The sequence below is a fragment of the Mycobacterium sp. NGS63 genome, from assembly GCF_059812295.1.
This window is the reverse complement of record NZ_JCALCJ010000006.1, coordinates 253,705-265,727: the sequence shown is the minus strand read 5'-3', so window position 1 is coordinate 265,727 and position 12,023 is coordinate 253,705. Positions and strand designations below refer to the sequence as shown.

Genomic DNA, 12,023 nt, shown 5'->3' with positions numbered 1-12,023 from the left:
TACCGACCCGCGGCCCAACCGACCACCTTCGGCCGTCGGGTCACTCCTCGACGGTGACCGGGATCGGCTGGTAGCGGGTCTGCACCGCGCCGTCCGCCGCGGGGGTCTGCCCGCCCGGGCCGTCCGGGGGCGGTTGCGGCGAGAGGTCGATGTCGTTGACGTCGTTGACGATGCCGCGGATCACCTCCAGCAAAGCCACGCTGTGGTTGGCGATCACGGTGAGCAACGGGTGTTGCTCACCCGTCGCCAGCGCGGCCAGCGCGCACACCGGGCACCACACCTGTTGGCACTTGCCGGTTCCGGCGCCGGCCCCCGCCGTCAGCGCGGCCGCCGCCCGTACCGCCGGGTCGATGCCGTCCAGGATCGCCTGGGCGAGCCGGCGCAGCTCGGGACCGATTTCGGGATGAGACCCGTTCATTTCGGCCACACCTCCGGATCCGGTCGAAAGCGGACTGTCAGCTCGGTCCCCCGCAGGTGCGCGTCGAGCACCGTGCAGCGCCGCAGGACGGACGCCAACCGGACCCGGCGCCGCAACCCTCCGGCGCTGATGATCAGGTCGTCGTCGACACGGCCCAACGCCAGCCCCGAAGGATCGAGCTGGGGCAACGTTAGCCGCATCCGGTAGATCGACCCAAGCCCCGACCCGGATTCCAGGTCGACGACGGGGCGCAGCGGTCCGGGCGGCGGCGCGCCGCCGCGCCGGCGGGCGCCGTCGATCAGCGAGGCCAGCGCCTTGGGGCCGATCGGCTCGCCGGACAGGTGCGGGGTCAGCACCAGCGCCACGTCGCCGATGGCGGCGTCGAGTTCGTCGAGGACGACGCGTTGTTCGGCGATGCGTTCGGCGTACCAGTAGAACGCCGGGTGCTCGGGCAGGTTGTGGTACTCGTAGGACTCGTCCTCGGTGAGCACCTGGTTGACGATCAGCTCCTCGACCCGCACGCCCATCAGCGCCAGCGACCCCAGCGTCCGCACCGCCTCGGCGGCCACCACCCGCTCGGGCGTCAGCACCAGGTGCGCGGTGACCAGCTCGCCGTCGGTCAGCAGCGCGCCCAGGCGCTCGACGCTGGCGCTGATCCGCTCCAGCAGCTCCACGACCGCGGCCGAGCGGGCGTCGTCGGCGGCGATGGACAGCCTGCGATGGCGCGGCCACGCGCGCTCCACGTAGAGCCCGAAGGTGGCGGGCAGGGTCAGCATGCGCAGCGCGTCGGCGGTCGAGGCGCAGTCGACGACGATGCGGTCCCATCGCCCGCAGGCGGCGAGCTCGCCGACGGCGTGCAGGCCCAACACCTCCTGAACGCCCGGCAAGGCCGAAAGCTCTTCGGGCGCAATGGTACTCAGCTCGGAGTCGGCAAACCGGCGGTCCAGGGTGTTGACCACGCCGCGCCACCGGGCCTCGAGCAGGGCCAGGGTGTCCAGCGCCAGGGCGTCGAGGAAGCCGCCGCCGGCCTCGGCGTCATCGGCGAGCACCCGGACCAGTTCGCCCTGGCCGGTCGGCGGTACCGCGACGCCCAGCACGTCGCCCAGCGAGTGCGCCTGGTCGGTGGAGACCACCAGCACCCGTCGTCCCGCGCCCGCGTCGCAGACCGCGGTGGCGGATGCCAGCGTGGACTTGCCTACCCCACCCTTACCGACGAAAAGACTGATCCGGGCTGGGACGGGCGCGCTGGACTCGGTGGTCTCACTCAGCCCTCGACTCGTTTCTTCAGATCTTTCAACGCGGTGTCGGTCAGCCTGCGCTCGGCTTTGCGCTTGAGCAAGCCGATCATCGGGACGGCGAGGTCGACCGAGAGTTCATAGGTGACGTCGGTGCCAGATCCCTTGGCGGCCAACCGATATGAGCCCTCGAGGGATCGCAGCAGCGAGCTGGAGACCAGGGTCCAGCTCAGCGACTGGCGGTCTTTTGGCCACTGGTAGGACATGACCATGGTGTCTTTGATGACGCCGGCGTCCATCACGAACCGCACGACCTTCGGGTAGCCGTCGGCGCCGCGCTCCTGCACCTCGGCTTCCTTGTACTCCGAGATCCACTCCGGGTAGGAGTCGATGTCGGCGATGACATCGAGCACCGTGTTCGGATCGGCTTCGATGTGGATGGTCTGCGTCGTCTTCTCCGCCACCTGGCTGCTGCCCTCTCTCCCGCCGCGGGTGGTGCCCCGCGCATCGCCGCGCGTGTCCGCGATATATAGGACTACCCCGACCGCCGCGCCGAAACGGTACTCCTACCGGCATACCTCGATCGAAGTCAAACTACCGGAGAAACGCCGACCGGACGCGACCGTTCCACCGTCCTTTTGACCTCGAAGGCCATTTTCTTGCCGGCCACCCGGCGGCGGTGTGTCATCTTCGCCAGGTTGAGCTTGGCCAGCTGCCAGGCCGCCACCCCGGTGGGCTCGGCGTGCAGGAAATAGTGCAGCACCACCCCGTCCAGCGAGGGCTCCAGCCAGATCTCCATGGTGCCGGTCAACGCGCCCGTGACCGCCCACCGGATGCCCTTTTCGGCGCGCTCCTCCACGACCTGCAGCCGCAGGTCCGGCCACCACCGACGCCAGCACGACGGGTCGCTGACCGCGGCACCCACCCGCGCGCCGTCGGCGGCGACGAACGTCTGGTCGGCGATCTGGATGCTGTTCATCGCCCCAGCTTCACACACCGGCCTAAAGCGCGAGTCCGCGGATTAGGCTGGGCGGCAGCAAACCGACCCGAAGCGGGTCGCGCAACGTCACTACTTCGATCGAGGTCATCACAGTGCGTGAGTACAGTGTCCCCGCCCGGTTTACCGTCGGCGAGCGCGAAAACGTCGCGGCCATGGTGTTCGAGCACGAACGCAACGACCCCGGCTTCGTCATCTTCCGCCGTCAGGTCGACGGCGCGTGGACCGACGTCACGTGCGCCGAGGCGGCCACCCAGGTTCGCGCGGCGGCGCTGGGCCTGATCTCCCTGGGGGTGCAGGCCGGTGACCGGGTGTGCGTCTTCTCGGCCACCCGCTACGAGTGGGCGATCCTGGACCTCGCGATCCTGTCGGTCGGCGCGGTCACCGTGCCGATCTACGAGACGTCCTCGGCCGAACAGGTGCGCTGGGTGCTGCAGGACTCCGAGGCCGTGCTGGCCTTCGCCGAGACCGATGCGCACGCCGCGACGGTCACCGAGCTCACCGCCGAGCTGCCCAGCCTGCGCCGGGTGCTGCACATCGACGGGGCGGGCCCCAAGGCGCTCGACCAGCTCGCCGAGGCCGGTGCCGGCGTGGAGCCCGCCGAGCTGACCGCCCGCCTCGAGGCGCTGCGCGCCGACGACCCGGCGACGCTGATCTACACCTCGGGCACCACCGGGCGGCCCAAGGGGTGCCAGCTCACCCATTCCAACCTGCTCTACGAGAGCCGGGGCGCCAAGGAATCCCTGCCCACGCTGCTCGACGAGGGGCAGCGGCTGCTGGTCTTTCTGCCGCTGGCCCACGTGCTGGCCCGGTCGCTGACCCTGTCCGCGTTCGCCAACAAGGTGACGGTCGGGTTCACCAGCGACATCAAGAACCTGCTGCCGATGCTGGCGGTGTTCAAGCCGACGGTGGTGGTGTCGGTGCCGCGGGTGTTCGAGAAGGTGTACAACACCGCCGAACAAAACGCCGCCACCGACGGCAAGGGGCGCATCTTCGCGATGGCCGTGCAGACCGCCGTCGACTGGAGCCAGGCCCACGACCACGGCCGCCGGCCCGGCCTGCTGCTGCGCGCCCGCCACACGCTGTTCGACCGCCTCGTCTACCACAAGCTGCGCGCGGCGCTGGGCGGCGAGTGTCACGCGTCCGTCTCGGGCGGCGCGCCGCTGGGCGCGCGGCTGGGCCACTTCTACCGCGGCGTGGGCCTGACCATCCACGAGGGCTACGGCCTGACCGAAACCAGCTCGGCCATCACGGTCAACCAGGTGGGCAACGTCAAGATCGGCACCGTCGGAACGTTGTTGCCCGGCAACAGCATGCGCATCGCCGCCGACGGCGAGCTGCTGGTCCGCGGCGGCGTGGTGTTCGGCGGCTACTGGCGCAACGAGCAGGCCACCGCCGACGCGTTCACCGACGGCTGGTTCAAGACCGGGGACCTGGGCGCGCTCGACGAGGACGGCTTCTTGACGATCACCGGCCGCAAGAAGGAGATCATCGTCACCGCCGGCGGCAAGAACGTCGCCCCCGCGGTGCTCGAGGACCAGCTGCGGGCGCACCCGCTAATCAGCCAGGCCATGGTGGTGGGCGACGCCAAGCCGTTCATCGGCGCGCTGATCACCATCGACCCCGAGGCGATCGGCGCCTGGAAGGAGCGCAACCACAAGCCCGCCGACGCGTCGGTCGCCGATCTGGCCACCGACCCCGACCTGTTCGCCGAGGTGGACGCGGCCGTCAAGAACGCGAATCTGGCCGTGTCGCATGCCGAGTCGATCCGCAAGTTCCGCATCCTGCCCGTCGACTTCACCGAGGACACCGGCGAGCTGACGCCGACGATGAAGGTCAAGCGCAACGTGGTGGCCGAGAAGTTCGCCGCCGACATCGAGTCGATCTACGCCAAGGACTGAGCGGCGCGGCACCCTCCGCGAGCAGACGCAAAAGCACCCGACACGCCGGGCGTGCGGGTGCTTTTGCGTTCCCCCTACTTCGTGGGGGGACCCCCAGCTCGGCACCACTAGTCCAGCAGGTCGCCCAGGCGGGCGGCCAGCGCGTCCCAGCGCCACTGCGACGTCACCCACTCGCGCCCGGCCGCGCCCATCGCGGCGGCCCGGTCACGATCGGCCAGCAACCCGGCGACGGCGTCGGCGACCTTGTCCACCGAGCGGCCGTCGACCACCAGCCCGGTTGCGTTGTGCCGCACCGTTTCCGGCGCCCCGCCCGATAGCCCGGCGATCACCGGCACGCCCGTCGCCGAGGCCTCCAAAAAGACGATGCCCAGGCCCTCCACGTCCATGCCGGCGCCGCGGGTGCGACACGGCATCGCGAACACGTCGGCCATGGCGTGATGGGTGGGCAGTTCACCGGCGGGCACGCCGCCGGTGAAGGTGACGTGCTCGGCAACCCCGCACTCGTGGGCCAGCTTGCGCAGCGCGTCGGAGTAGGGGCCGCCGCCGACGATGACCAGCGCCGCCCCGTCGACGCGGCGCCGGATCGACGGCAGCGCCTTGATCAACGTGTCCTGGCCCTTGCGCGGCACCAGCCGCGACACGCACACCACGGTCGGCCGCTCGCCGAGCCGGTAGCGGTCGCGCAGCTCGGCCCGCGCGGCCGGGTCCGGCCGGAACCGGTCGGTGTCCACGCCCGGTGGCAGGTACTCCAGCCGCGCCGCGCGCCCGAAGGCCGACGCGAAGCGCGACCGCGTGTAGCGGCTGACGAACGTCACCGCGTCGGTGTGGTCGCCGATGCGGCGCAGCACCGACCGCGCGACCGGCAGCATCGACCAGCCCACCTCGTGGCCGTGCGTGCTGGCCAGCACCCGGGTCGCGCCGGCCTGCCGCGCGCGCGGCGCCAGCAGCGCCAGCGGCGCTGCCGCGCCGAACCAGACGGTGTCGATGCCGTGCTCGCCGATCAGCCGGCGCATCCGCGCGTCCACCGCGGGGCCGGGCAGCATCAGCGTGCCCGGGTGGCGCACCACCCGATAGGCGGCAGCCCGGTCGAAAGCCTCGGCGCCCTTCCATTGCGGCGCGTACACCGTCACGGAATGCGCGCCGGCGCCGGCCAGCCGGCCGACGAACTCGCCCAGGTAGGACTGGATGCCGCCCGGGCGGGGCGGAAAGTCGTTGGTTACCAGCAGGACCCGGCTCACTGACGACAGGCTAGCGGCCCGGCCACTGATGCCAGCGCACCAGCAGCCCCGCCGTGTCGACGCCGAGGACGTCGTGGACGGCGGTGGGCACGTCGACGTGGCCGACGCCGCAGCCGGCCGAATACAGCTCGCGCAGCTTGGGCGCGCCGTAGGTGTCGGCGACGAAGCGGGCGAACCACCAGGCGCGGTCGTAGGCCGCCGAGCGTTGCGGGCCCGGCGCGTTCAGGTCGTCGTCGGTGGGCAGTGTCAGCGGGACCGGCAGCGCGTCGGCGGACACCGGGGTGGGCGGCCGGGCGACGAAATCGGCCACCCCTTCGGTGAGCCACGCGGGCGCGTCGGCTGCCGTGTAGGCGCGGGTGGCGTAGTGAAAAAGCTCGTGGGTCAAGACAATTCGCAACGCGGGCTCGTTCATGTTGGCGGCGCCGGGCGCAAACACGATCCGCTGGCCGACGGCCACCCGACGGGCGGGGTCGACGCGGTCGGCGACCGTCACCGCCGCGATGTCGGCCCACTGCGACGCCGGTCCCCCGCCGGCGGCGGCGCGAAACTGTTCGGCGGAGCCGGCGGCGAGCACCGTGATCTCGCGCGGCCAGTCAGCGCCCCAGAAGGCGTCCACGGCGCCGATCGCGGCGCCGATGTTGGATGCCACCCGCGACAGCAGCCGGTCGCCGGCCACGCCACCGAGGCCGACGAGCCGGACGGTGCGGTCACCGACGACCAGGGACTTCGACGCCGCGCCGACGTGGCCGCGCGCGGGCGTGACGAGCTGCGCGTGCCGGGAGCGGGTGTCGCCGGCAGCGTCGAACGGCACGGCCGCGGCGACGATCAGTTCGAGGGCGAACACCCAGGCCAGCAGGATCGACAGCCGGCGCCGCCGGCCGGGACGGTCAGTAGCGGCGGGCGTCGTGGACCGGGCCTGCGGCATTCATCGGCACCACGCGCACCGGCTGGCCGTAGGTGGAGGAATGGATCACCATGCCGTCACCGACGTAGATGCCGCTGTGTGACGCGTCGTTATAGAACGTGACCACGTCACCCGGCTGCAGGTCCGACATCGCGACCGGCTGGCCGCCCTGCGCCTGCGCCTGGCTGGAGTGCGGCAGCGAGATGCCGGCCTGCTGGAAGGCCCACATGACCAGCCCGGAGCAGTCGAAGCCGCCGGGCGCGGCGCCGCCCCACACGTAGGGCGAGCCGACCTGGGTCAGCGCGGCCTGCACGACGGTCCCACGGTCGCCGCCGCCCACGCCGCCGGGCGCGCCGGGCAGGCCGAAGGGAGGCGGAGCGCCGCCGGGCGCCTGTCCGCCGGGCGGCGGCGCGCCGGGTGGCAACGCGTCCGGCGCCGGCGTACCCGGAGCCGGGGCGCCGGCCGGGAGCTGCCCGGGGTCGGCGAGCGCGGTGCGCTGCTGTGGCGTCAGGGCCACGTATTGCGACTTGACGACCGCGATCTGCACCTGCAGCTGGCTCTGCTTGGACTGCAGGCTCGCGCGGACGGCGGCGGCCTGCTCGGCCGCGCTCTTGGCGTCGGCGGCGGACTTGGCGGAGGCCTGCTCGGCCCTGGCGGCCTGCTCGCCGGCGACCCGGTAGCTCGCCATCTGCGTGCGCATCTGGGTCGCCATGAGCCGCTGCACCGCCAGCTTGTCGATCAGGCCCTGCGGCGAGGCCGCGGTCAGCATGGCCTCCATGCCGTCGACGCGGCCACCCATGTACTGCGCGGCGGCGAGCTTGTTGACCGCCCCCTGGAAGGCGGCCAGGCGCGCCTTGGCGTTGTCGGCGGCGGCCTGGTCGTCGGCGTGCTTCTTCTCCGCGGCACGCTGGGCGGCCAGCTTGTCGTTCAGGTCGAGTTGCGCGCTGTGCATCGCCTCGGTGGTCTGCTCGGCCTGGCGCGACAGCTGGTTCAGCTTCGCCAGCGCATCCTCGGCCGGGTCGGCCACGGAAAAGCCGCTATTCGCGGCAACAACACCCGAGAAGATGGTCAGGCCCGCTAACGTCCCGAGGACAGAACGTGTAAGCACACGCGCACACGGGTATAGACGGACGAAGCTCAAGATTTGCATCCTTAAACGGCCTGGGAACGGCACGGCCGGGGCACTCCCGGTGCGCCGTCGAGCTAGTTTAGGTCTCAAATAGGTTACGGAATGATATCGGCGTTTGTCCAAAGCGGTTCGTTAAGAAAATAGGAAGATTTCTGTCATTACTTTGTGAATGATGGCGATCCCCTAAGAAGTCCGAGCGGTTTTGGCGCACAAGGCAATTAGGCTACACCGGACCCTCGATCGCGACGAATCGGCACGAGACGCAACCGCGGTGCCAACCCGGCGTCGGCGAGCACCTCGAGCGCGGCCCGCTCGTCCTCCAGCAGCGTTCCCGGCACCCCGAGCAGCACGCTGACCACGCAGTCGCGGCAGCGCAGCCCGCGCACCGCGCAGTCGTCGCAGTCGATCACCACCGGTGCGAGCGCCGTGTCGCCCGTGCCGTCGCTTCGTACCATCTGGGCCGTCCTCTCGGTATGCCTTGCCAACGCCGCGTTCGCGCGCTTGCCCGCACGCTAACCGCGCCCACCGACATCGGCGTGGGAGCCGGCGGCTGTCGGTGGATCTGCCTAACGTCACGGCCATGGGTGCGACCGGGGCGGCTCAGCTGAGCTTCGCCGACGTGGGCTGGGACCCGGGCGCCTCCCCGATCGACGAAATCCCCTTGCGCGAAACCACTTTCGTCGTGGTGGACCTGGAGACCACCGGCGGGCGCACCAAGGGCACCGACGAGACGCCGTGCGACGCCATCACCGAGATCGGGGCGGTCAAGGTCCGCGGCGGCGTGGTGCTCGGCGAGTTCGCCACGCTCGTCGACCCGCAGCGCAGCATCCCGCCGCAGATCGTCCAGCTCACCGGCATCACCACGGCGATGGTGTGCGACGCCCCGACTATCGACGCCGTGCTGCCGATGTTCCTCGAGTTCGCCGGTGACGCGGTGCTCGTCGCCCACAACGCCGGGTTCGACATCGGGTTCCTGCGCGCCGCCGCGCAGCGCTGCGGGATCGCCTGGGGCCGCCCGCAGGTGCTGTGCACGGTCCGCCTGGCCCGGCGCGTGCTCACCCGGGAGGAAGCCCCCAGCGTGCGCCTGGCCGCCCTGGCGCGGCTGTTCGCCGTCGCCGCCCAGCCCACCCACCGCGCCCTCGACGACGCGCGAGCGACCGTCGACGTGCTGCACGCGCTCATCGAGCGGGTGGGCAACCAGGGCGTGCACACCTACGCCGACCTGCGCTCCTACCTGCCCGGCGTGACGCCGGCCCAGCGCCGCAAAAAGGTGCTCGCCGAGGGATTGCCGCGCCGGCCGGGGGTCTACCTGTTCCGCGGGCCGGCCGGCGAGGTGCTCTACGTCGGGACCGCCGTCGACCTGCGGCGACGGGTGGGCCAGTACTTCACCGGCGCGGATCCCCGCGGCCGGATGAAGGAGATGGTCACGCTGGCCGTCGCCGTCGACCACGTCGAGTGCGCGCACCCGCTGGAGGCCGGCGTGCGCGAGCTGCGGATGCTGGCCGCGCACGCCCCGCCCTACAACCGGCGGTCGCGGTTTCCGCAGCGGTGGTGGTGGCTGGCGCTCACCGACGAGGCGTTTCCGCGGCTCGCCGCCGTGCGGGCGCCGCGGCACGACCGCGCCGTCGGCCCGTTCCGGTCCCGCGCCGACGCCGCCGACACCGCCGAGCTGCTCGCCCGGTTCACCGGGCTGCGCACCTGCACCACCCGGCTGGGCCGCTCGGCCCTGCACGGCCCGGCCTGCCGCGAGGCCGAGATCGCGCCCTGCCCGGCCGCCCGCGGCGTCACGGCCACCCAGTACGCGGCGGCCGTGGCCCGCGCCGCGGCCCTGATCGACGGCGCCGACAACGACGCCCTGGCCGCCGCCGTGCGCCGCGTCGCCGCGCTTGCCGAGCAACGTCACTTCGAGAGCGCCGGGCGGCTGCGTGACCGCGCCGCGACCGCCATCGAGACGCTGTGGCGCGCCCAGCGGCTGCGGGCGCTGGCCGCGGTGGGTGAATTGATCGCCGCCGCACCGGACGGCCAGGGCGGCTACCACCTCGCCGTCGTCCGGCACGGCCAACTCGCCGCGGCCGGCACCGCCCGCCGCGGGGTGCCCCCGATGCCGGTGGTCGACGCCATTCACGCTGGCGCACAGGCGATCCTGCGGACGGCGGCCCCGCTCGGCGGCGCGCTGCTCGAGGAGACCGCCCTCATCGCCCGCTGGCTGGCCGCCCCCGGGGTGCGCATCGTGCGGGTCGCAAACGACTCGGACGGCTCGGATGACGGGTGGGCCTCGCCGTGGCGGTCGGCCGGGGCCCTCGCGGCGTGGGCGGCGCTGGCGCGCTCGGCGCGGCTGGCCGGCGAGCAGGTCGGCGACTCAGGCCTGCTGGCCGAACCGCACCCACCGCGCGAGCAGCTGTTCGGCCGCGCCCGAGTCGATGGCGGCGCTGGCTCGGGCCAACCCGTCCTCCCAGGCCGGCAGCCATTCAGCGCGGCTGGATAGCCCGGCGTGCGCGACGATCGCGCCGGCGGCGTTGAGCACCACGGCGTCGCGGACCGGGCCGCCGGCGCCGGCCAGCACCGCGCGCGCCTCCGCCGCGTTGGCCTGCGCGTCGCCGCCCAGCAGCTCGTGCAGCTCGGCGCGGGCGAACCCGAATCCGGCCGGGTCGAACGTCAGCCGGTCCACGGTGCCGGCCTGCACCCGCCAGATCGTGCTGGTGGTCGTGGTGGTCAGCTCGTCGAGCCCGTCGTCGCCGTGCACCACCAGCACGCTGGACCGGCGCGCCGCGAACACCCCGGCCATCACCTCGGCCAGGTCGGCGAACGCGCAGCCGATCAAACCCGCCCGCGGCCGCGCCGGATTGGTAAGCGGCCCAAGGAGATTGAACACCGTCGGCACCCCGACCTCGCGGCGCATCGCGGCCGCGTGCCGGTACGAGGGGTGGAACAGCGGCGCGAAGCAGAACCCGATCCCCACGTCGGCCAGGCTGCGCGCGACCTGCTCGGGCCCCAGGTCGATGCGCACCCCCAGCGCCTCGAGCGTGTCCGCGCCGCCGGACAGCGACGACGCCGCCCGGTTGCCGTGCTTGACCACCGGAACCCCGGCGGCCGCGACCACGATCGACGCCATCGTGGACAGGTTGACCGTGTTGACGCCGTCGCCCCCGGTGCCGACGATGTCGACGGCGTCGTCGGGGATCTGACCGGCGGGCAACGGCAGGGCGTGGCCCAGCATGACGTCGGCCAGCTCGCTCACCTCGGCCGCGGTGGGGGCCTTCATGGTGATCGCCACTGCGAAGGCGGCGATCTGGGCCGGGCTCGCGCCGCCGGTCATGATCTGGTCCATGGCCCAGCCGGCCTGGCCCCGCGCCAGTTCCCGGCCGCCGGTCAGCCGGCCGAGCACCTCCGGCCACGACGAATCCGGCCCGGACGCCGGTCCGGGCGGGAAGGCTTCAGACGACGCGGCCACGCGCCGATGGTCCCACGAGAACCGGCGGCCCCCCAATCGCCGCCGCCACGCGAAACGCCGATCGCGGTTTTTTCCGACCCGGGTAGAGCTCGACAACTACAAAGCGTCATACTTGCGGATGTGACCAGCGCTGTGGGGACCTCCGGTACCGCGATCACGTCGCGAGTTCATTCGCTCAATCGGCCCAACATGGTCAGTGTCGGCACCATAGTTTGGCTGTCCAGCGAACTCATGTTCTTTGCTGGCCTGTTCGCGATGTATTTCACCGCGCGGGCGCAGGCCGGCGGGAAGTGGCCGCCGCCACCGACCGAGCTGAATCTCTATCAGGCCGTGCCGGTGACGCTCGTGCTGATCGCCTCGTCGTTCACGTGCCAGATGGGCGTGTTCGCGGCCGAACGCGGCGATGTGTTCGGGCTGCGCCGCTGGTACGTGATCACGTTTTTGATGGGGCTGTTCTTCATCCTCGGCCAGGCCTACGAGTACTACCACCTGATGACGCACGGGACGACCATCCCCGGCAGCGCCTACGGCACCGTGTTCTACCTCGCGACCGGGTTCCACGGCCTGCACGTCACCGGCGGCCTGATCGCGTTCATCTTCCTGCTGGCCCGCACCGCGATGAGTAAATTCACGCCGGCGCAGGCAACGGCCAGCATCGTCGTCTCCTACTACTGGCATTTCGTCGACATCGTGTGGATCGCGCTGTTCACCGTGATCTATTTCATCCGATGAGGGCCGGCGCTGGACGGA

At 71.9% G+C, this 12,023-nt stretch carries 11 protein-coding genes and 1 pseudogene; 3 read left to right on the top strand and 9 right to left on the bottom strand.

Going from position 1 to position 12,023, the window contains the following annotated elements:
- Positions 1-40 precede the first annotated feature (40 nt).
- The 4 genes from AC5Y4Z_RS17620 to AC5Y4Z_RS17605 all read right to left on the bottom strand — a co-directional run bounded on the left by AC5Y4Z_RS17620 (position 41) and on the right by AC5Y4Z_RS17605 (position 2,632).
- A complete protein-coding gene (locus AC5Y4Z_RS17620) occupies positions 41-418 on the bottom strand; it encodes a hypothetical protein (protein WP_499965748.1) in 378 nt (125 codons plus the stop codon).
- Positions 415-1,686 carry an ArsA family ATPase gene (locus tag AC5Y4Z_RS17615; protein WP_499965961.1) on the bottom strand — a complete coding sequence of 424 codons (1,272 nt, stop codon included), beginning with the start codon at positions 1,684-1,686 and terminating at the stop codon, positions 415-417. Before AC5Y4Z_RS17615 ends, AC5Y4Z_RS17620 begins: the two co-directional genes overlap by 4 nt.
- Positions 1,683-2,117 (bottom strand): SRPBCC family protein, encoded by a 435-nt coding sequence (locus AC5Y4Z_RS17610; protein ID WP_499965746.1) that lies wholly within the window; start codon positions 2,115-2,117, stop codon positions 1,683-1,685. Before AC5Y4Z_RS17610 ends, AC5Y4Z_RS17615 begins: the two co-directional genes overlap by 4 nt.
- A 125-nt stretch (positions 2,118-2,242) precedes the next feature.
- Positions 2,243-2,632, bottom strand: a complete 390-nt coding sequence (locus tag AC5Y4Z_RS17605; protein WP_499965744.1) for a polyketide cyclase / dehydrase and lipid transport — start codon at positions 2,630-2,632, stop codon at positions 2,243-2,245.
- 113 nt (positions 2,633-2,745) lie between these two features.
- Between AC5Y4Z_RS17605 and AC5Y4Z_RS17600 the strand changes: the two genes are divergently transcribed.
- A complete protein-coding gene (locus AC5Y4Z_RS17600) occupies positions 2,746-4,551 on the top strand; it encodes an AMP-dependent synthetase/ligase (protein WP_499965743.1) in 1,806 nt (601 codons plus the stop codon).
- 107 nt (positions 4,552-4,658) lie between these two features.
- Here AC5Y4Z_RS17600 and pimB read toward each other — a convergent pair whose 3' ends face one another.
- From pimB to AC5Y4Z_RS17580, 4 genes are all read right to left on the bottom strand, one after another.
- Positions 4,659-5,789: a GDP-mannose-dependent alpha-(1-6)-phosphatidylinositol monomannoside mannosyltransferase gene (gene pimB / locus AC5Y4Z_RS17595; RefSeq protein WP_499965741.1), complete on the bottom strand. Its 1,131-nt coding sequence runs from the start codon at positions 5,787-5,789 to the stop codon at positions 4,659-4,661.
- A 10-nt stretch (positions 5,790-5,799) separates the two neighbouring features.
- Entirely contained in the window at positions 5,800-6,633 is an 834-nt protein-coding gene (locus tag AC5Y4Z_RS17590) for a gluzincin family metallopeptidase (RefSeq protein ID WP_499965960.1), read from the bottom strand.
- 43 nt (positions 6,634-6,676) lie between these two features.
- The gene (ripC, locus tag AC5Y4Z_RS17585) at positions 6,677-7,843 is read right to left on the bottom strand and encodes a peptidoglycan hydrolase RipC (protein WP_499965739.1); all 1,167 of its coding nucleotides are present in this window, start codon (positions 7,841-7,843) and stop codon (positions 6,677-6,679) included.
- Between the two features lie 197 nt (positions 7,844-8,040).
- Complete coding sequence (locus tag AC5Y4Z_RS17580) at positions 8,041-8,277, bottom strand: hypothetical protein (protein WP_499965738.1); 237 nt, start codon at positions 8,275-8,277, stop codon at positions 8,041-8,043.
- A gap of 125 nt (positions 8,278-8,402) precedes the next feature.
- Here AC5Y4Z_RS17580 and AC5Y4Z_RS17575 point away from each other — a divergent pair.
- Positions 8,403-10,244: pseudogene (locus AC5Y4Z_RS17575) on the top strand (DEDD exonuclease domain-containing protein); the annotation flags it as partial.
- Here AC5Y4Z_RS17575 and trpD read toward each other — a convergent pair.
- On the bottom strand, positions 10,182-11,273 hold the full coding sequence (trpD, locus tag AC5Y4Z_RS17570) for an anthranilate phosphoribosyltransferase (protein ID WP_499965737.1): 1,092 nt from the start codon (positions 11,271-11,273) through the stop codon (positions 10,182-10,184). The pseudogene AC5Y4Z_RS17575 and the gene trpD sit on opposite strands and share 63 nt — an antisense overlap.
- A gap of 120 nt (positions 11,274-11,393) precedes the next feature.
- On the opposite strand from trpD, the gene ctaE reads away from it, so the two are divergent.
- Positions 11,394-12,005, top strand: coding sequence for an aa3-type cytochrome oxidase subunit III (gene ctaE, locus AC5Y4Z_RS17565; protein WP_499965736.1), 612 nt, complete (start codon positions 11,394-11,396; stop codon positions 12,003-12,005).
- Positions 12,006-12,023 lie beyond the last annotated feature (18 nt).